The organism is Chryseolinea soli, assembly GCF_003589925.1.
GTDB lineage: Bacteria > Bacteroidota > Bacteroidia > Cytophagales > Cyclobacteriaceae > Chryseolinea > Chryseolinea soli.
Genome location: NZ_CP032382.1, coordinates 7,510,909 through 7,533,233 on the forward strand (window position 1 = coordinate 7,510,909; position 22,325 = coordinate 7,533,233).

The following is a 22,325-nucleotide window of genomic DNA, read 5'->3' on the forward strand; positions in this document are numbered from 1 at the left end:
GCAACAAAAAAACTATCCTCCTACCCGGCACGAAAGGATGGTGATGTCGTCGTTGTATCCGTTCTTGCCTTTGAAGTTGTCGAGGGCGACGATGATGTCCTGGTGGATGGTCTTTAACTCTTTGGTGTAGGTCAGGTCCTGTTTGAAATAATCCAGCAACGCGTCCACGCCGAATTCAACACCTTGTTCGCTTCGCGTTTCGGTGAGGCCGTCGGTGTAGCAGAACAGGAGGAAGTCGTCGAGGTCGGTCACGAAGCCTTCGTTGAGGAACGGCAGGGGGTGCATGGCGCCGAGCACGGTCGAGCCGTCTTCCAGCAAGCGCAAGCCATTCTTTTTGTCGATCAGGATCGGCGGATTGTGACCGGCATTCACATAGACCATCGTCTTCAACCGGATGTCGTAGATAGCCGCGAAGAAGGTGATGAACTTCTCCCCCTTTGTATTTTCCAACACCTGGAAGTTCAACGCTTCGATGATATCGGTCAGGTTGGGTGTCTGTCGTAACAGCGTGCGCAACGACGCCTGAAAGTTCGACATCATCAACGCGGCGGGTATGCCTTTGCCGCTGACGTCGGCCACGCAGATGAGGAATTGATTTTTGTTGATGGGAATATAATCGTAGTAGTCACCGCCCACCATGTCGTGGGGAAGGTAGCTGGCTTCCACTTTCAGCCGGTCGGTGTTGGGCAATTTGTCGGGAAAGAGAAACTGCTGCACGTCGCTGGCGATCTCGAGCTCCTTGCGGAACGATTCCTGTTCCAGTTGCTTGCGCACCAGCTTTTTGTTTTCGATCGCAACGATGATGATGTTGCTGAGCGCCTGGATGAACTTGATGCCGTCTTCGTTCTCATAGCTCTGATCGTCCATCTCCAGGCCGCCGACAAACACCAAGGCGAGCGTGGTGCTCTTGTGGGTGACGGGGATGATGATGTCGAACACGGTGAAGTCGCACTGCTCGAATTCGCGCAGATGCGTAATGTCTTGTATGGTCTTGAAGGCCGGCAACAGGTTGGCCTTGTGAAAATGTTTCTTGGTGCCGAAGCTTACTTTGCAGCTCCATTCATCGTCCAACACAAAGAGGGCGAGCTTCTGGATGTTGAGATTCGAGCGGAGCGTGAAATTATAGATCTTGTAGAGGGATTCTTCCGATAGATTACTGTTAATAGCCTGCGTGATCTCGAGCAGCGCATTGAGCTCGAGTTCTTTGATTTCAAATTTAGCTTTGAGGGTTTGTTCTGTCATGTTACGGTAAAGTTAATCTGAAAAGCGAATTGAACACAACGTTTTTGCCGCTCCTAAAAATGTTTTACATCGTTATGACTGATCGTGAGCGACTTTAGTTTTCTCCCCTTCCACTCAAACGTATGAAAGTTCGAAAAGACACCGATTGACAAAATATAAAGTGGATACAAGACTTGTAACGAAAGAAAAGCGGGCCAATTCCAGGATAGCCGGAGAATATCGGATATGCTTCTCAAAAAAAAGTATTCCAACACGGCCTTGCCCACCCACAACCCCAGGGCGACACCCGCATCGATACGCTGCATGACTACTATCAGCGGCAACAAAAAGACCAACGCCTGGAAGGCCGCAATAAAAAGTGCCAATGCCTTGCTAACAAACGATTGGTGATGCCGCCACTTTCCTGCCCAGCGAATCCGTTGGTGGATGAATGCGCGCAGGGTTGGGCTGGACGCTGTGGTTACCAGCGTACGTTCGTCGCCGGAAAAAGCAACTCCTCCGGGAAAATGTTGGGCTATCTTTCGCAGCAGGAATTCATCGTCGCCCGAGGGGATGTGCAAATTGCCTTCATAGCCGCCCACCGCCTCAAAGGCATCTTTCCGGAACGCCAGGTTGGCCCCGTTGCACATGGTGGGAACACCCAACGCCATCGTGCCCGCGCCCGAGCCGATGAGGCTGGCAAACTCCAGGGATTGGAGCGCGGAAAAATAATCCTTGCCCGGTATCGCCACCCCTCCAAAAACCATTTGCACCCCCTCCTTCTCAAAGCAGGACAACAGCGTCGCGATCCACTCCGCCGGCACGCGACAGTCGGCATCCGTGGTGATGATCACCGCTCCCTGCGCCAACTGAACACCCCGTGTTAAGGCTGCCTTTTTACCGGTGCCTGCGTTACTGATCAGGCGTATGTTTGGATGCTCCTGGAGATGACGCCGGACGATGTCGGCCGTGTCATCCTCGGAATGATCGTCGACCACGATGACTTCATACAGCGGGTGGGTCTGCTGCTTCAAATCGTCCAGCAACCGGGCGATGTTCTGTGCTTCATTGCGTGCCGGCACCACCACGGTCGCCCGCAACCCTGACGGGACGCCCGGCTTTTGTGCCACGGCTTTCTTCCACCCGACGAACAACACGATCACCAGGATGAAATAAAGCGCAAAAAAAAGAATGGTGACGGTGGTCATGCGTGCAATTTCAGAAATTTACAAACGCTCCCTATCTTGGGCCGTGGTAAATATGGCAAAAGAAAAGATCATCCTCGGTCTCGATCCGGGCACAAACGTGATGGGCTACGGGCTCATCCTGGTGCGCAAGCCCAAAGTAGACCTGCTCCAGTTTGGGGTGATCCACCTCAGCAAATATGCCGGCCACGAGCTGCGGCTCAAGAAGATCTTCGAGCGCGTCATCAGCCTCATCGACGAGTTTAGTCCCGACGAGGTGGCGCTGGAAGCTCCTTTCTTTGGCAAGAACGTGCAGTCCATGCTCAAGCTTGGTCGCGCGCAAGGGGTGGCCATCGCTGCTTCCCTGTCGCGCGAGATCCCCATCGTGGAGTATGCCCCCAAGAAGGTCAAGCAGTCCGTGACCGGCAATGGCAACGCCTCGAAAGAGCAAGTGGCGCGGATGCTCATGGCCCAGTTTGCCATCAAGGAGCTCCCTAAACTCTTGGACGCCACCGACGCGCTGGCGGTGGCCTTGTGTCATCATTTTCAAAAAGGAGAAACCAAAGCAAAAGCCAAAACCTGGGAAGCGTTTGTCAAGGAAAATCCGGGCCGGGCAAAATAAAATTAATACACCGCCGCGGGCCGTTGCCAAACTCCCCGGCATTCTATCTTTACGAAATTTCTCTCCATGAAGTCCCTTTTGGTTCTTTGTTTCAACGATCTGAAGAACGACGCCCGCGTCACCCGGCAGATCAATTTTCTGAAAGACAACTATCGTGTCACTGCCGCCTGTTTCGATGCCTATCCCGACCCGGCACGCGAGCTCTATATCCTCAAAAAAACCAACCTCACTTTTTTCCGGAAAGCGATCACCTCCATCTTCCTCCTCCTGGGCATCAACCGCATTGCATACGCGCTGCTGCACGACTACAAAACCTACGTCGCCCCACTCCGCGAACGCAAATTCGACATCATCATCGCCAACGACATCGAAGCCCTCCCCATGGCATTCGACATCGCAGGAAACCATAGCAAAGTCTTTTTTGACGCGCACGAATATGCTCCCCGTCATTTTGAGGACCGCCTGTATTGGCGAATTTTCTTTCAGCGTTTCAACACCGCGCTTTGCCGGAAATACATTCCGTTGACGGCGGGCATGTCCACCGTCGGTGTGGGATTGGCCACCGAGTATGAAAAGCATTTCGGCGTAAAGCCCCTCATCATCACCAACGCCTCACCGTATGTGCAGCATACGCCAAAGCCCGTCGACCACTATCCCATCAAGCTCGTCCACCACGGCATCTTCAACATCTCGCGCCGTCCCGACCTCATGCTGGACATGATGGAAGGGCTGGGCGATCGCTTCACACTCGATCTCATCTACTTGCTGCCCGGCCACGCCTCACCCCAAACCCAAGAATACTTCGAAACCTTCAAAGCCCGCGCCGCCGCCATGGGCAACGTCAAGGTGCTCCCCGCACTGAAGGGCAGCGAGATCGTGCCGACGCTGCATGCGAACTATGACATGGGCGTGATCCTTATTCCCCCCGTAAATTTTAATTATGAGAACGGGTTGCCAAACAAGCTTTTCGATGGCATCCAGGCGCGCCTGGGCATCATAGGAGGTCCGTTAAGAGAGATCGCCCAGATTGTGAAGCGTTATGATATTGGGGTGGTTTCGGAGGATTTTACTGCGGAGGGTATGACGAAGGCGTTGAAGGCTTTGACGAAGGAGGATGTTACACGTTTTAAGATGAACACGCAGAAAGCTGCGGAGGAGTTGAGTGCGGAACATAATCAGGTTGTGTTGCTGGAGGCTTTGAAGAAGTTGGGTTAGTTGCAATGCCTGCCATTGTTGTGGTTGTGTCATTTGATTGTGTGGTGGTGGATGCTGAATCGAAGTTGTTGGCGGGACGCCAACAACTGGGTAATTGCGACGTGGGTTGGGAGTGGTATCATTGAATTGTTCCCCTCGGTGTGCTCCCCTCTAGTATCGGCTGGTTGGTCCCTCGCCGATCCTTATCGGTCAGTTGCTATTTTTATAGTCAGTCCCATAATCATACAAAGCCGCATACCAATATATCCACCACCGTTGTTGGTGTCCCACCAACAACTCTACTCGGTGTGTGATCCGCATGAATAAGGCACCACCCCCATCACCGCTCCTTCCCAACTGCGGGTTAAAATATCAGCCGTATCACCTCAAACGCCTCCGCATATTCGCTGCCAATCTGCACGCCACGGGCTTTGGCTAAGGAAAAAACAAATTGTTCCGAGATGTAATCACGGTGTTGTTGTGACTCGTAGGCTTTCAGTGCGTCGCACTTACGGCGGATGTGTTCTTCTTTCAATTGCACGAAGCAACTGGTGCTGAAGGTGAGATTGTTCCAGATCAGTTCGTAGCCTAGGATGGTGCGTTGTTTGAAGGCGCGCAGACCTTCTTGTGCTACCGTGCTATGGTCTTGATGGATGTCGTTTAACGACGGCAGCAAGACGAGGTCGGGGTTGATGCGTTTCCGGAGTTGGATCAGGCCTTCGAGGATTTCCTGGCGCACGTAGTTGAGCTTGCGCACCTCGTAGTTGTAGATGATGAGGTTTTCGGGTTTGATGCCCAGGCGGAACGTGGCGTTCTTTACTTCGGTTTTCAGGATGTCTTTGGGGAATCCTTCGGGTACGGATTGTTCGGCGGTGGAGAAGGCAGCGTAGTAGACGTCGGCTCCGGCTTCGATCAGTTTGGCGATGGTGCCGCCGGCTCCCAGTTCGCCGTCGTCGGTGTGAGGTGCCAGGACGAGTACGGTCCTGAATTTGGTGATGTCCATGCGGATAGTTTGAGGGGGAAATTTAAGGATTAAAAATCAGGGGACCTTGTCTTTGGCTATATTCAATTTGTGATCAACCACTAACCGATCCACTCTGGGATATGGCTTTCGCCTTATTCACCAAATAACTCCTTATAAAGGACCAGAATCCGCTCATGGGCAAAGACGCTCGCAATACGCGACTTGTTCGAACCGCTATCCCGTATCACCTTTCCGGACGACACCTCAGTCAAAGCATGCCACTGAATATTTAACCGGGTCAGATCGGGAAGCGAAATGTTTTTATCATTGAAGAACACAGGCTTGTTCATATACATCATCATCAAAATGTTTCCATACCCCTGGGGGCGAATGGTGTTCATGATGAGTCCATCGGTTTTGGAAAGCAGCAACAGGTATTCCTCGAACTTCATATAACGGTCAACAAATTCCAGGGTGCCGTGACGATAGTGGAGATTCTTTCTTAGAAATTTTATGTAGCGCGCGTCGCCATAGGAAACGGGGATCAGCAGGTGTGCCTTCACTTCTTTTTCATCGAGATAATTTACAACCTCCAGGTGATTGTTGGCCGGTGAGCCGGAATTGCCAAGGATGTACACCGGCGTTTCATGATCTTCATTTTTGCCGGTGACCAGTTCATCGATTTTATGATAGGCCTGGTTGTTCTCATAAAAGAAGAAACGGAAATCTGCCGAGAGCGGTAGATGGTCCTTTGCAAAACGATACTCTTCTTCCATCCAGGTGAGCACGTTCTTTATTTTCGAGAGGGCCTGACGGCGATAGGGCGTTTGGGTTAGCCGGACCTTTAGTTCGTAAAGAAATTTTGTTAACGACCAGTCTGGGTTGACATAGCGTTTCAGCGTCTCGGGTCCATAACAAAGTTTTTCCAGTTCTCTCAGGTTATACAGATCGCCTCCCCACACCATCCAATGCAAGGATTTGAATTTGTTTTTGGCTACCCAGCGATACAGGAGCGGTGTAAAGTAATGGATGAATACCTGGTCGTACTGGGAAGTATCGCCGACGATTTCCGCAAAGGAAGCAGAGTTCAGTTTGGCGAAGGGCAACTCATAACGGATCACCTGGAGGCGTTTTGCATTGGTGCGCACCACAATGCGGTTATTTTCCAGCGCGCCGATCTCCCTGAGGTTATCGTAGAAAGCATTTATAAAACTGCTGTCGGGAACGATGTGAAGATTCATGCGAAGAGGTTTGCCAGGTCGAGTGGTGACAGGGTTCTCCGGATCACTCCGGGAACGCCGGCGATCACGCAATTGTCGGGCACGTCTTTCGTGATCACCGCGCCGGCACCAACCACCACATTCTGGCCGACGCGAACCTTAGGCAGGATCACGGCATTCGTTCCCAACACCGAGTAGCTGCCAATCATGCAACCACCCGTTATCCGAACGCCCGGCGACAATTCGACAAAATCACCCACCACACTGTCGTGCGACAGAGTGCAACCCGGATTGATCAAACACCCGGCGCCAATGGTGACATGACTGGTGATGACCGTTCCCGAAAGAATGTTGCATCCATCACCCATCCTATTTTCAAAGCGCCCGATGTCGGTGTTGGGGCTCACGGTGGAGGTTAGCTTCCCTCCTGCGTCCAGAAATTTTTGACACAACCGGTAACGAAACACGGGATTGCCTAATCCCAGAGTGAATCGCAGATCGCCGGTTTGTTGAAAGACTTTTTTTACTTCATCCATCGTGCGCAACACGGGGAAGCGGTTCACTAATTTTTCAGGAACATGGCTCGACAGGTCATCGAAAAAGTAGAGGTTCTCCAGGTCGTTGCATTGGGCCAGGATCTCCAGCACTTCCTTTGCAAAACCTTTGGCACCGGCAACGACCATGCTATATCAATTGTTTTGAACCCGTAAAATGATCCTGAAAATCATATCGATCTCTTCCGGCGACAGCGTGTCGTACAACGGCAGACAGAGCACGCGTTTTGCCACCGAATGCGTTACTTCACAAGGCGCCTTTTTCTCCACGTAAGGAAGATCTTCCAGCGACGGGAAAAAATAGCGGCGTGGCGTTACCCAGTTTTGCTGAAGCGTGTCCACGACGCGCAACAAGAGTTCTTCCGTGTTGAAGATCACCGGGTAATACGCATAGTTATACGTGACGTGGTCGGGCACCACCGGGCGTGTACCCTGGAAGGTTCCCAAAAATTTATTGTAGTGCTCCGAAAGCTTGCGACGTGTTTCGATGATCTGGTCTACATACTTCAGATTGACCAATCCCATGGCAGCATGGAACTCTGAATTTTTTCCATTGATGCCAAGGTCGGCAAAACGTTCGGGGCCATCATGACCGAAGTTGCGCAAGTAGGCCATCCGTTTCAAAAGCTCGGGGTCACGCGTCACCACAGCACCACCTTCGATGGTGTGATAGAGTTTGGTGGCATGAAAACTGCAAGTACTGACGTCGCCGTATTCAAACACGGATCGTCCTTTGTATTTCACACCAAAGGCATGTGCGCCATCGTAGATCACTTTGAGGTTTCTTCTTTTGGCGATCTCGTCGATCACTTCTACTTCACAAGGATTTCCGTATACGTGCGTCGCGAGGATGGCGGATGTGCGCGGCGTGATGGCGGCTTCGATCTTCGCCGGGTCGATGTTGCAGGTCGCCGGGTCGATGTCGACAAACACCGGGGTGCAGCCTTCCCAAACGATGCTGCTGGTGGTCGCCACATACGAAAAAGGTGTAGTGATGATCTCCCCTTTCAGGTTCAGCGCTTTGATGGCGAGCTGAATGGCAATGGTGCCGTTGGTGACAAACAGCAGGTGCTTGAGCCCCAGGAAATCTTTCAGCCGGAGTTCCAGCTCGTTGACAAGCGGTCCGTTGTTGGTAAGCCAGTTGCGTTTCCAGATATCTTGCAGATACTGCTCGTATTCTTGGATCGGTGGCAAAAAGGGTTTCGTGACGGGGATCATTTACGTTTGAAAATAGGCTATTCCCAGGCAATGTTACAAATTTCTGTCCTTATCGCTTTGCCTGGAGGGGATTTATGAGCTTTAATTCTTTCCGGTAAGCCCACCAGAGCAGTCCCCCACAACTCAACACATAAAGCACGTGCATGCCCGTGGGATAGAATTTTGCCACGGTCGGCTCCAGCAAAACGATCGTCACAAACATGATCAGGGGCGCCATCACGATCTTAAAGAAATTGAACCGAAAGACAAACCGTTTCATATTCATCCGCAACAGGATCACCTCCACCATCACGCTGAGCAACGAGGCCACAATGACACCATAGACCTGGAGGTAGCGGATCAAGACGATCATGCCGAGGATCTTCACGGAAGAGATGATGAAATAGATCACCGGCAAAGGCTTCGAATATTTCAAGATACCATAGGGCACAGAAAAGAAGAGCCGCATCGTCCTGAACAGGTAAATGAGGGCCAGGTAAGGTATGTAGTCGATGGCTTGCTGATACGACGGTTTGCGCACGAATAGCTCGATGCCCCAGGGAAGTGCCAGGATGCTTCCGCACACCATCAGCATGACCACCGCCGTGAGGCCGTGATAGTAGCGGTTCACTTCCGGCACCGACCCTTTCTCCTCCTGGGCGATGAGCGTGCTCACCACCTTCGGATAAAAAGAGTTGTGCAGGCTGTTCATCAAAAGCTCGATGGGGATCAGGCATTTTATGGCAAAATCATAAACACCCACATCGCCCAGGAGCAAAAAGAAAAGCATGAGGATGCGATCGAACTGGTTGATGACCCACTGCTGAAGCTGATACAGGAAGGTATAGGCATTAAAACTGAACGAAGACCGCAGCCAGGCAAAGTCATAGTGAAATCCAAATTCCCTGAAGATCCTGAAAAGCGCCCACAGGCCTGGGATGAGCGACGCTATAAACCGGCCGGTAACGGGTCCGATAAGTGTGCCCGGATAAAGTATCAATCCCACAATGGTAAGCGATGCGATCAGCGAAAATGAAAACACATTCGACCAGAAAAAAAGCTCCGGCTTCTCGCGGCTTTGCAACAAACTGCTGTGCACCTTGAAGATCGCCTGAAAGATGCCCGCCCCAACCGAAACCAACCCAAAGGGATAGAAGGAAACATTTTTATTAGACAACACCATCCGGAAAACGAAATCACCCGAAACCGTCAAGATCAATCCCACCCCCAGGCCTGCCAACAACATAAAAACAAAAGCCGAGCTGATAAACCGCGACAACTTTTCCGGGTCGCCCTTCAGTTCATGGAAATGGATGTAGACGGAGGTATCAAAGCTGAACGTAACCAGGATCTGCACCAGCAATGAAAACACCAGGTACACCGACAAGGCTCCGTACAAGTCGGTCGACAGGTGGAGAATATAAAAAGGCAACAAAATAAATCCACTCGCCAACGGCAGTGTGCCGGCCAGCGTGTAGATAAGGGAGCTCTTGATGAAACCTTTGCTGATCAATTTTTCTATACTTCAGGATGACAAGAAAGCGATTTACAGAATTTCATAAAATGTATAGCCAGCCTCATAGCAATTCCGTCAGTTTCTTTGTGATCTCGCGACGGGAGTAGTCCGTGCCGGAATGTTTCTTGAGGGACGCCGTGGCATCTTTCCATTGCGCATAGTGAAAGGCAACGCTCGCCTGAATGACGTCACCTTTCTCGCCGTCGATCATGTCGCCGGCGCCGGTCGCGTTGAGCAGGTGCGCGGCGTCACCGTCTTCGGGGCCCGTGGCAATGATCGGAAGACCGGTGGCCAGGTATTCAAACAGCTTGCCGGGCATGTAGCCTTCTGCGTCTTTGTAGCCGGTGAGCACGAGCAGCAACAAGGCCGCGTCGCCATACTTGCCGATCAACACTTTGTGGGGAACACTCGGTGTGAACAGGGTGATGGAGGAAAGTATTTCAGAGGCCATCACAAAGGCCCTGAACTGAGGATGTACCTCGCCCACAAAATCAACTACCACTTGCGCGCGAAATTGCGGGTCCTTCTTCGCCATCGCCTCCACCGCCCGCATGAACGGCCGCGGGTCGCATTTTTCGTTGACGATACCCGCGTGGCGGATCACAAATTTATCCGGCCGGCGGATCGTCAGCGATGCAAAGTCGTCTTGGTCATAGCCGTTGGTCAGTAATTTCACCGGGCGCCCAGAGAGCGCTTCGAATCTTCGTACATAAAACGGCGTGATGGTCGTCACGATGTCGGCGAGCTTCAACACGCGCGCCTCCCATTTCCGGTGTTGGTTTAGGGCGCGCGGGCCCACCTTCAAACTTTCCAGCAAACCCCATTCGCTCCACGGATCGCGAAAGTCGACGATCCACCGCAGTGCAGGATTTTTTTTCTTCAGGCGATAGCCGATGAGGTGCATGCTGTGTGGCGGTCCCGTGGTGACGATGGTGGTGATTTGTTTTTCGCGAAGAAAACCGTCCAGGAACTTGACCGACGGCCTCACCCAAAACACGCGCGGGTCTGGGATAAGCAGGTTGCCGCGGATCCAGGTGCTCACTTTCTGAAAGGTAGACATCTTCTTGCCCGACACGAGGTCCGTTGGCTTTGCCGATTTCTTTTTTCCCAGCAACGACGAAAGCTTGAAGAAAGCATCGTAGGGTTCCCAAATGGGAAACCGGATGACCTCGGCTTGCTTTGGAATATTTACGGCCAGCGATTCGTCGCGGATGTCGAACGAAGGATTTTCGGGTGTGAACACGTAGGGCGTCCATCCTAAACCAGGAAGGTACTTGACGAACTTCAGCCACCGCTGCACGCCGCTTCCACCGCTGGGCGGCCAGTAATACGTGATGATCAATACTTTCTTTTCGCTCATGCGGTTGGCGACGGGGTTCGGGTATACGATTTACGCATTCTTGACGACTTCTATTATTTTTTCAACCTCGGCCGGGCCAAACCATTGCACCTGCGGGTCGCGCGTGAACCAGGTGAGCTGCCGTTTGGCATAGCGCCGCGAGTTTCGTTTCAACAAGCGAACGGCCTCCTCGCGATCGTACTGGCCTTCCATAAAATCGAAGATCTCCTGGTAGCCCACCGTTTGCAAGGCATTGATCGCCCGCAGCGGATACAAGGCTTCCGCTTCCGCGAACAATCCCGCCTCGATCATGAGGTCCATGCGCCGGTCGATGCGCTCGTACAATATTTCCCGGGGCAAGGTCAGGCCTATTTTCACGATGGTGAACGGATGCTGTAACGTATTTTTTTTCCGGAACGATGCAATGGACAGGCCCGTACCCAATTTTACCTCCAGCGCACGCATGAGGCGGTGGGGATTTTTTTGGTCGATAGTAGCATAGAGTTGTGGGTCGTGTTCCATCATCAGTGCCTGGAGGGCTTCAATGCCGCCACGTTCATAGGTTGCCGAAAGTTCTTCCCGGATTTGTGCGGGCACCTCCGGGATATCGTCAAATCCTTCGCATACGGCTTTCACATACAGCCCCGACCCACCGCAGAGGATGACTTCGTTATTCCGTTTAAATAACCGGTGGATCACCTCCAGCGCATCGTGTCCGTATTGCGCGGCATCGTAGGCTTCCTGGATGGAATGGGTGTTGATGAAATGATGGGGCACCTGCGCCAACTCTGCCCCTGAGGGTTTGGCCGTGCCGATGTTTAACTCCCTGAAGATCTGGCGCGAATCGGCCGAAACGATCTCGGTCCGAAAATGTTTGGCGAGGTCGATGGCCACGGCCGTTTTGCCTACGGCGGTAGGGCCCACAACCACGATCAGTTTCTTAACGTGCTCCAAGCCTGCAAGGTACGGTGGAACCGTGCATCCAAAGAAATCCGGGGGCCTAAAACGTTCGGACTTTCCCCCGTTTCTTCCTATCTTTCCGCCAGAAATAGCACAGCATGATCAAGTACACCAACCAATTTTTACTCAAATTCGAGGACATGATCGCAGAATCGGACTATACCCTGCGGTACGAAAAGGGTACGTTCAAGTCGGGTTACTGCGTATTGAAGGAGCAGAAGATCATCATCATCAATAAGTTCTACACCACGGAAGGCAAGATCAACGCCCTCCTCGAAATCATGAAACACGTGACTCTGGACGGCACGCGTTTCACCGAAAAAAGCCAGAAGCTTTACGAAGAACTGAATCACACTGAAGCCGCTTGAAAATAACGTTCCTCGGCACCGGTACATCGCAGGGAGTGCCCGTCATTGGCTGCCGCTGCGAAGTATGCCAGTCGCTGGATTTCAGGAACAAACGCCTCCGCACCTCCATTCACGTTGAGATCTCCGGCCAAAGCTTTGTCGTAGACACCGGCCCCGATTTCCGTCAACAAATGCTCCGCGAAAACGTCGCGCGTCTCGACGCCGTACTTTTCACCCACGCCCACCGCGATCACACTGCCGGGCTGGACGACGTGCGGGCCTACAACTTCATGCAAAACAGCGACATGCCGGTGTATGGCCGGCAGGAAGTGTTGGACCAGCTAAAAATGGAGTTCGCCTACGCCTTTGCGAAAGACGCCTATCCCGGCCTCCCGCGCATAACACTCAACCAAATCGATGAGAAGCCGTTCGCACTGAACGGTGTTCCCGTAACACCCCTCCCCGTGCTTCACTTGCGTCTGCCCGTGCTCGGCTTCCGCTTTGGGAACTTCAGCTACATCACCGACGCCAATATTATTCCGGAGGAAACGTTGGACCGCCTGAAGGGCACCGAAGTATTGGTGCTGAATGCGCTCCAGATCGAATCGCACATCTCCCATTTCAACCTGAGCGAAGCGCTGGCCATGATCGACCGCATCAAACCGGCCAAAGCCTATCTCACCCACATCAGCCACAAGCTTGGCCTCCATGGCGCGGTGGAAAAGAAATTACCGGAGAATGTTTGGTTGGCCTATGACGGGTTGCAGGTCGAATTGCGATAGACCGGATGCAAAAGCGCGAAAACTAAACACTACCTTTCGGGGTGCATAACAATCATTTTTTTCTCCGGCAACTCATTGTTCCCCTGCAAAAGACGCTGACGGGGACGGTCGTTTCGGAGTGTTACAGTCAGAATAAAGACGAACTCATCATCCGGTTCGAAACAAAAGGCGATCCCTACTTTGTTAAAGCCAGCCTGTTGTCGTCCTTTTCTTGTCTTTCCTTTCCGGAGACCTTCCACCGCGCGCGGAAGAACAGCGCCGATCTGTTTGGCAACCTCATCGGTCAGCGCGTGGCACGCATTTTTGTTTTTGAAAATGAACGGAGCTTTGCCATAGCGTTTGGCAACAACATTACCTTGTTGTTCAAACTGCATGGCAACCGGTCGAACATCATCTTGTTTAAAGACGATACCATCGACGAGCTTTTTAAGAATAACATCCTGGAAGATGAAACGCTGAAACTTGAGCAGCTTCATCGTTCGATCGATTGGTCGTACGAGAACTTCGCCCAACATCAGCACGATCTGCCCACGGTCTATTTTACTTTCGGGAAATGGGTATGGCGCTACCTGAACGAACAGGGATTTAACGCGAAGACGCTTGACGAAAGATGGACCGCCATCCAAAACCTGTTGCAGGACTTGAACGATCCTTCTTACTACGTCACCGAAGCCGACGGAAAGATCGTGTTCTCCCTCCTGGCCACCGGAAAGATCACCAAGACCTTTGGCGACCCCATTGCCGCCATCAACGACTTCTTCCTCACCTACTCACAGCAAGACACCCTCGGACGCGAAAAATCATCCCTGCTTTCTACGTTGAAAGCAAAATTGCAGGCCACCGAAAACTACTACGCCAAGACACGCGAGAAACTCGAAGAGCTGCAAGGCGACAATAATTATAAAACCTGGGCCGACCTCATCATGGCCCACCTTCACGCCATCAAACCCGGCACGGAGCGTGTCACGCTTCCCAACTTTTACCAGGAGAATCATCCTACAGAGATCAAGTTAAAGAAAGACCTCTCGCCTCAAAAAAACGCCGAGGTATTTTACAAGAAGTCGAAAAAGCAACAGTTGGAAATGCAACGGCTGCATGAGATCCTCGAACAAAAACGACAAGAACGTGAAGGCCTGAAGCAGCAACTGCTCGAAGCCGAAGCGCTCACTACCATAAAAAGCCTGCGCCCCTTTGCCGAGGGTTTAGGATGGAGCAAGGAAAAAGAAAAACAACCGAAACCCCTGCCCTATCACGAAACCGAATATCACGGCTATCGCATCTGGGTGGGGCGCAATGCCCAAGCCAACGATGAGCTCACGCTGAAATATGGCTACAAAGAAGATCTCTGGCTTCATGCCAAAGATGTGGCCGGCTCGCATGTGCTCATCAAACATCAAGCGGGGAAAAATTTCCCAAAAGATGTCATTGAGCGCGCGGCGCAGTTAGCGGCGTATCACTCCAAGAGAAAGACCGATACGTTGTGTCCCGTGGTGGTGGTGCCCCGGAAATTTGTAAGAAAGAGAAAAGGCGATCCCGCGGGGGCTGTGGTCGTGGATCGAGAGGAAGTGATCATGGTGGAGCCCAGGAAGTAACCAAGCTCAATCAAGAAATAGCGTCTTGTCCTTCAGACGCGTAACAATAAAAAATACAAACGTAAACCAATAAAAATAAACCGGCGCCTTCGTTACCAACACTGGCAAATCTACCCAATGAAATAAAGTCATGGGCGCCAGTATAAAGGGGAACAAGATCATGCACCATTTCAGTATATCTAATATTGCTTTGTTGCGTTTGGAAAAAAAGTGAGCGGAATAGATCGCCGGGATGAGGGGCAGCGAGACGAATAACATTTCATCGGCGCCTTGCCAATGCATTATCTTCATAAACACGCCAACCATGAGCAATACGCCGGCAGCAAGGGCCAGTTTGTGATATTTCCAATAAATGAACGTACCGTTGCTCCCTAACATCAAGCCTGCCAACATCCCTGCAAATTCATCGCTTGACGCAATAAAGGCATTATTAAATACCAGCAACTATCGGCCAACGTCAGCAATAAGAGGACACAGATAACAATCAACAAGAATTTATTCATATCGATGAATCCGTTATAGGATCAAAAAAAGAATGCCGTAGTGCGTTCACATTACGGCATTCTAGGTAGATTCTATGTACGATTTGTTACTTCACGGTATTGATCTTCAACGTATTCGTCCGTGCCTTCTCCTGGATCGGCATGCTGGCCAGCACGATAAAGATATCGCCCGACTTCACATGACCCGCTGCCTTGAGGGTAGCCTCCACGTCGGCGATGGTCTCGTCGGTAGAGTTGGTCTTGTCATAGTAGTAGGCTTGCGCACCCCACACCAGGTTGATCTTGTTCAACAACGCCTTGTTGGGCGTGAACACAAAGATGTTGGCATTGGGGCGATAGGCCGACGACTGATACGCGGTATACCCCGATTGCGTCATGCCCACGATGGCCTTGGCGCCCACGTCCTTTGCCAGCTTACAGGCCGCCAGCACAAAGTTGTCGTGGATATAGTTGGGTGACTTCTTGTCTACTTCGCGGAAGCGGTAGTAGATCGCTGCATTCTTTTCTACGGAGGCAATGGTGCGCACCATGCTGCGGATCACTTCCAGGGGATATTTTCCCGAGGCGGTTTCGGCCGAAAGCATCAGGGCGTCTGCGCCATCCATGACGGCGTTGGCCACGTCGTTGGTTTCTGCGCGGGTGGGGCGAGGGTTTTCGATCATGCTTTCCATCATCTGGGTGGCTACGATCACGGGTTTGCCGGCTTTGTTACATTTCTCCACCAGCATCTTTTGTACCATCGGCACCTCTTCCATCCAGATCTCTACGCCGAGGTCACCGCGGGCAACCATCACACCATCAGTGGCTTCGATGATCTCATCGATGTTGCTGAGGGCTTCGGGCTTTTCGATCTTGGCCACGATACGGGCTTCGGATCCATGCTTCTTCATGATTTCCCGCATGGAATGAATATCCTCAGCCTTCCGCACAAACGAAAGGGCGATCCAGTCCACATCGTTGGTCAGGCCAAACATGAGGTCTTTCAGGTCTTTTTCGGTCAGCGACGGGGCCGACACCTTAGTAAAGGGGAGGTTGATCCCCTTGCGGGATTTGAGCGGGCCGCCGTACACCACTTCCGTGACTACGTCTTCGCCGCGGACTTCCTTTACTTTCAATTCGATCTTGCCGTCGTCGATGAGGATCATATCGCCGATCTTCACGTCTTTGTTGAGGGTCTTATAAGAGGTGCTGACGATCTCCCGGTTGCCCAGCAGCTCGCGCGTGGTGATGATCAGGGTTTGGCCGCCTTCGATGACGATGCCAGGTTCCATTTCGTTGACGCGGATCTTAGGGCCCTGGAGGTCCTGGAGCAGACTGATCTGTGTGCCCAGCTCGGCATTGAGCTCGCGCACGTTTTTGATGACTTTGAGGTGGTCTTCGTGAGTTCCGTGGGAGAAGTTCAGACGAAAAACGTCCACGCCTTCTTTGATCAGTGCACGGAGCATTTCCTTGGAGTTAGAGGCAGGGCCGACAGTGGCAACAATTTTCGTTTTGTTGAACGATTCTTTTTCTAGCATAAGGTTTAAAGGTATTTCATAGGTGAATGGTGTCGATAGGAAGCAGCGCGCATGACGATCAGAAGATGAAATTCGATTTGGATTTGAGACCTTCTAATGGGATGGAGGCAACTAACTGGATGGACGCGATCGGTTTGATCAATTGAATCAAGTGCTGATGAGCGTACTGTTCTTCCATGGCAGCCAAAATTATAAAATCGTAATGAGGAAATTCAGGGATTAGGAAATACTTTCCGGGATCGCCCTCCGAAGGCCGGTTTTTGAACATTTTCAATCGATTGAGCTGGGTTTCGTAGGCATAGTAAGAAAAGCTCTTTTCCTCGTTATTTTTGAATCCAACCACTAAATCGGGCTGTTTCACCAGTTGAATGCCAAGCACTTGATTCAACTCCCAGGCCAGCTTATACCCCTTGGCCGAAGCACTCAGTCCGAGCAGTTCGAAGTCAAATTCATAGTCGATCAGTAATTTGCTTTTCTTCATTTCCAGGGCCAGGAAGTGGGTTTTGACACCAAAGAGGCAAGATCAAAAAAGTTTGACAATATTGCCGCAAATCTCTTTATTTGCACAGATTTTTAAATCACTAAACCGTAAAAACATGTCTGAAATTGCACAAAAAGTAAAACAGATCATCATCGAGAAACTTGGTGTTGAAGAATCTGAAGTTACTCCCGAAGCGAGCTTTACCAACGATCTTGGCGCAGACTCTCTTGACACCGTAGAACTTATCATGGAGTTCGAAAAGGAATTTAATATCTCTATTCCAGACGATCAGGCTGAAAATATTTCAACGGTTGGCCAGGCGATTTCTTACCTGGAGCAAAACGTGAAGAAATAATTGGTAACTGCCTCTGTACAAACACACCCCGCTAAACATGACATTGAAACGAGTAGTCGTTACAGGACTAGGTGCACTCACTCCCATCGGAAATACCTTACAAGAATACTGGGAAGGACTAAAAGCCGGTAAGAGTGGATGCGCTCCTATTACACGTTTCGATGCCACACACTTCAAAACCAAGTTCGCCTGCGAAATAAAGAACTTCGATATCGGCAACTTCATGGATCGAAAAGAGGCCCGCAAAATGGACCCCTTCTCGCAATATGCCATGGTGGCGGTGGATGAGGCCATAAAGGATTCCAACCTCCCGATAGCCGGTATAGACCTCGACCGCGTAGGCGTCATTTGGGGCTCGGGTATCGGGGGGTTATTAACCTTTCAGGAAGAAATGAAGACCTACGCCAAAGGCGACGGTACACCTCGTTTCAACCCCTTCTTTATTCCCAAAATGATTCCCGACCTCAGTGCAGGTCACATTTCCATTAAATACGGCTTCCGCGGCCCCAACTTCGTCACTGTCTCGGCTTGTGCCTCCTCTACCAATGCGATCTACGATGCCTTTACCTACCTGCGTTTGGGCAAAGCTGATATTATTGTCTCGGGTGGCTCAGAAGCAGCCGTGTGCGAGGCGGGCGTAGGCGGTTTCAACGCCATGCGCGCCCTTTCGGAACGCAACGACTCTCCCCAAACGGCCTCCCGTCCTTATGATAAGGAACGCGACGGCTTCGTGCTGGGCGAAGGCGCCGGTGCCCTCATCCTGGAAGAATACGAACACGCTAAGCGCCGTGGCGCCAAGATCTATGGCGAAATCCTCGGCGGCGGCATGTCGGCCGATGCCTATCACATCACCGCGCCCCATCCCGAAGGCGCCGGCATCACCAAAGTGATGCAATATGCCATGGAAGACTCCGGCATAACACCCGACCAGATCGATTACGTGAACACCCACGGTACGTCCACACCCCTGGGCGACATTGGCGAAATCCGCGCCATCCAGAAAGTATTCGGCGATCATGCCTACAAAATGAACATCAGCTCCACCAAGTCCATGACCGGACACTTGTTGGGTGCAGCCGGTGCCATCGAAAGCATCGCCTGTCTGCTGGCCATCAACCAATCCGTGATCCCCCCTACCATCAACCACTTCACCGACGACGATGATCTGGACAGCAAGCTGAACCTCACCTTCAACAAGGCACAAAAACGCGAGGTGAAGATAGCGCTTAGCAACACGTTCGGATTTGGCGGACACAATTTTTCGGTAATTCTTAAAAAGGTAGACTAGAGACTCTTCAGGAGCCAGAATCCAGGAGCCAGAATCTTGCTCTCGGTATTCAGTAGCCAGTAGCCAGTCTTATTCTCGGACTTCAGTAGCCAGAGTCTTTTATTTCTCGGACTTCAGTAACCAGGTCTTTATTCTCGGACTTCCAGTAGCCACAGTCTTTATTCTCGGACTTCCAGTAGCCACAGTCTTTATTCTCGGACTTCAGGAGTCAGAATCCTTTATTCCAGGATTGGAGAGAGATGTTTTGGAATTCAAGAGCCAGAGTCTTTGCACTCGGACTTCAGGGTCAGAATTTCTTGTCAAACTTCGATCCGAATCCAGGAACCAGAAAGTATCAAGTAAGCTGTGGAAGCGTCTTTGTTTGTTCGTTTGTTCAGGAAATATTTTATTACTGTGATGTCAACGACTGAATTGCCTCGTACGCCTTTATCCATACTTCTCAAGTCATGTTTTTCACACTGACACTTAATTCACCAATTCACTCCCTATTTTCAAATGCTGAACCAAGTCGCACACCCGAATTTTGATTTCGGAATTCTAAACTCCCACACAACCCAGTCCTGCCGACTAAATATTAGCTACTAGCTCCTTGCTGACTACTGAATGCCGAGAATAAGCATACTGGTCACTGAAGTCCGAGAATAAAGACTGGCTACTGACTACTGGCTACTGAATGCCGAGAAAAAGATCCTGGCTCCTGGATTCTGGCTCCTGAATTCCCCCTCACTCCATCCCAAACCAACCGTCAGTCCCCAACCTCCAAAAAAAGACTCCCCACCAAACGCCGATATTTGCTAAATTAGCAGCCTGTAAATCAATTGATAGAAACGCTTGGTTTGGAAAATCCTTAAAATTCCGAAAGGAAAATCAACAACTGACAAAAAGCTGGTGGCGGCTATTGAGAACATAGCCGGGTTCACACCATCCAATCTTGAGCTATACCGCCTGGCCACGGTGCACAGTTCCATCGCGAAAGAGAACGGCACGGGCTATAAGGAGTCAAACGAACGCCTGGAATACCTGGGGGATGCCATTCTGGGTGCCGCGGTCGCCGATTTCCTCTTCAAGAAATTTCCCTTCAAACCGGAAGGGTTTCTTACGGAAATACGCTCGCGCATTGTCAACCGCGAGGCCCTCAACCTGCTGGCCCGGAAGATCGGCGTAGCCAACATCGTGCAGTATGATCAAAAGAACGCTCACCTGCAGCAAGTCATCCTGGGCAATACCCTCGAGGCGATCGTGGGCGCCATCTACCTGGATAAGGGCTACTTGCGCACGAAGAAATTTGTCATCGACAAGCTCATCAATCCCAACTATAACGTAGACGACCTGGTCAATTCCGATTCCAATTTCAAGAGCAAGATCATCGAGTGGGCACAGCGTGAGGGTAAGGATGTGCGTTTCGAGATTTTGAACGTGAAAAAAGGACGCAATCATAAAGAATTCACGGCCCAGGTGCTGGTCAACAGCGAAGCCAAAGGCACCGGCTATGGCAACAGCAAGAAAAAAGCAGAACAAGATGCGGCCTTCAAAACCTGTGAAATGCTGAATTTATTGAATAGCTGAGGCGTTATCTGCGCATATCCTGTATTGTTTTTCACTGAAATCGTAAGCGCTTGAAAATAGGAGGAGCTACCGTCAACCAGGTCCCATTCGACTGGGACCACAATTCTGCAAACATCATCGACGCCATCCACGAAGGCATCCGCCAACAGGTGAAGATCCTTTGCCTGCCCGAGTTGTGCATCACGGGCTATGGGTGCGAAGACCTGTTCCTGAGCGACTGGCTATCGGAAAGAGCGTGGCAGGAGTTGCTGCGGATCCGCGAACATTGCGACAACATTACCGTGAGCGTTGGATTGCCTGTCCGCCTGGGTGGCATCACCTACAATGGCGCCTGTGTCATCAGCAATAAGACCATCAAAGGCATCACCCTCAAGCAAAACCTGGCCCGCGACGGCGTGCATTACGAACCCCGGTGGTTTAACAACTGGCCCAAGAACGAGACCCGCGATGTGGATTATCATGGCGAGAAGATCACCGTGGGCGACCTCATGTATACTATCGACGGCATCCGTCTCGGCTTCGAGATCTGCGAAGATGCGTGGCGAAAACACAACCGCCCGGGCTACCGGCTCTACGACCGGGGCGTCGACCTCATCTTCAACCCCAGCGCCAGTCACTATGCCATGGGCAAAAGCCTGCTGCGCGAAGGTGAAGTGGTCACCGAAGGTTCATCCAAGTTCCATTGTGTTTATGTGTTCGCCAACCTGCTGGGCAACGAAGCCGGCCGCATGATCTACGATGGCGACATCATCATCGGCCAACACGGCAAGCTGGTGGGCGTGAACAAACGGCTTTCTTTCAAACCCTATAACCTGATGGCTACTGAAATCAATTTCAGCGAGCCCGAAAAAACGGAGATCCTCATCTCCTCCGACATCAAAGACAAAAACGAGGAACTTGCCCAAGCGCTCTCCCTGGCCCTGTTCGACTATCTGCGCAAGAGCAAAGCCAACGGCTATGTGCTCTCGCTGAGCGGTGGCGCCGACTCCAGCATTTGCGCCGTGATGGTAGCCGAAATGGTGAAGCGGGCCGTGGCCGAGTTGGGATGGGAAAAGACACGCGAAGCCTTACGGCTCAAGCCCCAGACAGACCAATGGCAAGCCGCCGTAGGACAACTCCTCACGTGCGCCTACCAGGGAACCCGGAACTCCTCCACCGAAACCTACGTGGCCGCCGAACAATTGGCACGCTCCGTAGGAGCAGCCTTTCACCGGTGGGACATCGACGACGAAGTAAATTCCTATACCAAAAAAATAACCCATGCCATCGGCCGCGAGCTGAAGTGGGAAACCGACGACATCACCTTGCAAAACATCCAGGCCCGCACGCGGTCGCCCATCATCTGGATGCTGGCCAACGTGAAGCGTGCCGTGTTGCTCACCACCAGCAACCGCAGCGAAGGCGACGTGGGCTATGCCACCATGGACGGCGACACCAGCGGAAGCCTCGCTCCCATTGCCGGTCTCAGCAAAGTATTCATCCTCCAATGGCTGCGCTGGGCCGAACAAGCCCTGCATCACGATGGCCTCAACGCCGTGAACAACCTCCAACCCACGGCCGAGCTGCGCCCGCTCGAACGCCAGCAAACCGACGAATCGGATTTGATGCCCTACCCCGTGCTGGCCGAGATCGAGCGGCACGCCATCCAGGATCGCAAGTCACCCTTGCAAGTATTCGAAGCCATGAAAACCACCCACGAGGCCGAGGTTTTGAAACGCCATATCCGGAAGTTCTTCACGCTCTGGTCGGCCAACCAATGGAAACGGGAGCGCCTGGCCCCCTCCTTCCACCTGGACGACATCAATGTGGACCCCCGGTCATGGTGCCGTTTCCCCATTCTTTCATCGGGTTTTGCGGCCGAATTAGCCCTGTTGCCATAGGCTAAACCGTCAAAAACGGCTTTTTTTAAGCGATTATTTTTTT

Annotated in this window: 21 protein-coding genes; 9 read left to right on the forward strand and 12 right to left on the reverse strand. The window is 51.7% G+C overall.

The genetic code is table 11. The features are described 5' to 3' along the window. Positions 1-12: 12 nt before the first annotated feature. Complete coding sequence (locus D4L85_RS31175) at positions 13-1,242, reverse strand: GAF domain-containing SpoIIE family protein phosphatase (RefSeq protein ID WP_119758028.1); 1,230 nt, start codon at positions 1,240-1,242, stop codon at positions 13-15. Between the two features lie 53 nt (positions 1,243-1,295). After that, entirely contained in the window at positions 1,296-2,429 is a 1,134-nt protein-coding gene (locus D4L85_RS31180; protein ID WP_119758029.1) for a glycosyltransferase, read from the reverse strand. Positions 2,430-2,481: 52 nt separating this feature from the next. Between D4L85_RS31180 and ruvC the strand changes: the two genes are divergently transcribed. Beyond that, positions 2,482-3,027 carry a crossover junction endodeoxyribonuclease RuvC gene (gene ruvC, locus D4L85_RS31185; RefSeq protein ID WP_119758030.1) on the forward strand — a complete coding sequence of 182 codons (546 nt, stop codon included), beginning with the start codon at positions 2,482-2,484 and terminating at the stop codon, positions 3,025-3,027. A gap of 66 nt (positions 3,028-3,093) precedes the next feature. Beyond that, a complete protein-coding gene (locus D4L85_RS31190; protein ID WP_119758031.1) occupies positions 3,094-4,242 on the forward strand; it encodes a glycosyltransferase family protein in 1,149 nt (382 codons plus the stop codon). 343 nt (positions 4,243-4,585) lie between these two features. Here the strand turns inward: D4L85_RS31190 and D4L85_RS31195 are convergent, their stop codons facing one another. The 7 genes from D4L85_RS31195 to miaA form a co-directional block, all read right to left on the reverse strand. Continuing rightward, positions 4,586-5,224 (reverse strand): PIG-L deacetylase family protein, encoded by a 639-nt coding sequence (locus tag D4L85_RS31195; protein WP_119758032.1) that lies wholly within the window; start codon positions 5,222-5,224, stop codon positions 4,586-4,588. A 113-nt stretch (positions 5,225-5,337) separates the two neighbouring features. Next, entirely contained in the window at positions 5,338-6,426 is a 1,089-nt protein-coding gene (locus D4L85_RS31200; RefSeq protein WP_119758033.1) for a TDP-N-acetylfucosamine:lipid II N-acetylfucosaminyltransferase family protein, read from the reverse strand. Beyond that, complete coding sequence (locus D4L85_RS31205) at positions 6,423-7,088, reverse strand: acetyltransferase (RefSeq protein ID WP_119758034.1); 666 nt, start codon at positions 7,086-7,088, stop codon at positions 6,423-6,425. The genes D4L85_RS31200 and D4L85_RS31205 overlap by 4 nt, the downstream gene beginning before the upstream one ends. Before the next feature lie 6 nt (positions 7,089-7,094). After that, entirely contained in the window at positions 7,095-8,177 is a 1,083-nt protein-coding gene (locus tag D4L85_RS31210; RefSeq protein WP_119758035.1) for a DegT/DnrJ/EryC1/StrS family aminotransferase, read from the reverse strand. A gap of 49 nt (positions 8,178-8,226) precedes the next feature. Next, the gene (locus D4L85_RS31215; RefSeq protein ID WP_160144117.1) at positions 8,227-9,669 is read right to left on the reverse strand and encodes a lipopolysaccharide biosynthesis protein; all 1,443 of its coding nucleotides are present in this window, start codon (positions 9,667-9,669) and stop codon (positions 8,227-8,229) included. 64 nt (positions 9,670-9,733) lie between these two features. Beyond that, positions 9,734-11,032: a glycosyltransferase gene (locus D4L85_RS31220; RefSeq protein WP_119758037.1), complete on the reverse strand. Its 1,299-nt coding sequence runs from the start codon at positions 11,030-11,032 to the stop codon at positions 9,734-9,736. 30 nt (positions 11,033-11,062) lie between these two features. Then, the gene (gene miaA / locus D4L85_RS31225) at positions 11,063-11,965 is read right to left on the reverse strand and encodes a tRNA (adenosine(37)-N6)-dimethylallyltransferase MiaA (protein ID WP_119758038.1); all 903 of its coding nucleotides are present in this window, start codon (positions 11,963-11,965) and stop codon (positions 11,063-11,065) included. A gap of 104 nt (positions 11,966-12,069) precedes the next feature. Between miaA and D4L85_RS31230 the strand changes: the two genes are divergently transcribed. Genes D4L85_RS31230 through D4L85_RS31240 form a run of 3 tightly spaced genes read left to right on the forward strand, consistent with a single transcriptional unit; the run spans position 12,070 to position 14,692 of the window. Beyond that, positions 12,070-12,339, forward strand: coding sequence for a hypothetical protein (locus D4L85_RS31230; RefSeq protein ID WP_119758039.1), 270 nt, complete (start codon positions 12,070-12,072; stop codon positions 12,337-12,339). Next, positions 12,336-13,100, forward strand: a complete 765-nt coding sequence (locus D4L85_RS31235; RefSeq protein ID WP_119758040.1) for an MBL fold metallo-hydrolase — start codon at positions 12,336-12,338, stop codon at positions 13,098-13,100. Before D4L85_RS31230 ends, D4L85_RS31235 begins: the two co-directional genes overlap by 4 nt. Before the next feature lie 41 nt (positions 13,101-13,141). Further along, entirely contained in the window at positions 13,142-14,692 is a 1,551-nt protein-coding gene (locus D4L85_RS31240) for an NFACT RNA binding domain-containing protein (RefSeq protein ID WP_119758041.1), read from the forward strand. Positions 14,693-14,698: 6 nt separating this feature from the next. Here D4L85_RS31240 and D4L85_RS31245 read toward each other — a convergent pair whose 3' ends face one another. The 3 genes from D4L85_RS31245 to D4L85_RS31255 all read right to left on the reverse strand — a co-directional run bounded on the left by D4L85_RS31245 (position 14,699) and on the right by D4L85_RS31255 (position 17,193). Further along, a complete protein-coding gene (locus D4L85_RS31245) occupies positions 14,699-15,085 on the reverse strand; it encodes a hypothetical protein (protein ID WP_119758042.1) in 387 nt (128 codons plus the stop codon). A gap of 196 nt (positions 15,086-15,281) precedes the next feature. Beyond that, a complete protein-coding gene (gene pyk, locus D4L85_RS31250; protein ID WP_119758043.1) occupies positions 15,282-16,712 on the reverse strand; it encodes a pyruvate kinase in 1,431 nt (476 codons plus the stop codon). A 58-nt stretch (positions 16,713-16,770) separates the two neighbouring features. Then, the gene (locus D4L85_RS31255) at positions 16,771-17,193 is read right to left on the reverse strand and encodes an IPExxxVDY family protein (RefSeq protein WP_073132747.1); all 423 of its coding nucleotides are present in this window, start codon (positions 17,191-17,193) and stop codon (positions 16,771-16,773) included. Between the two features lie 115 nt (positions 17,194-17,308). On the opposite strand from D4L85_RS31255, the gene D4L85_RS31260 reads away from it, so the two are divergent. The 4 genes from D4L85_RS31260 (at position 17,309) to D4L85_RS31275 (ending at position 22,282) form a co-directional block, all read left to right on the forward strand. Then, complete coding sequence (locus D4L85_RS31260; protein WP_025537672.1) at positions 17,309-17,548, forward strand: acyl carrier protein; 240 nt, start codon at positions 17,309-17,311, stop codon at positions 17,546-17,548. 37 nt (positions 17,549-17,585) lie between these two features. Then, entirely contained in the window at positions 17,586-18,836 is a 1,251-nt protein-coding gene (fabF, locus tag D4L85_RS31265) for a beta-ketoacyl-ACP synthase II (protein ID WP_119758044.1), read from the forward strand. 831 nt (positions 18,837-19,667) lie between these two features. Beyond that, positions 19,668-20,402 (forward strand): ribonuclease III, encoded by a 735-nt coding sequence (gene rnc, locus D4L85_RS31270; protein WP_073132751.1) that lies wholly within the window; start codon positions 19,668-19,670, stop codon positions 20,400-20,402. Positions 20,403-20,452: 50 nt separating this feature from the next. After that, a complete protein-coding gene (locus D4L85_RS31275; RefSeq protein ID WP_119758045.1) occupies positions 20,453-22,282 on the forward strand; it encodes an NAD(+) synthase in 1,830 nt (609 codons plus the stop codon). Positions 22,283-22,325: the final 43 nt, after the last annotated feature.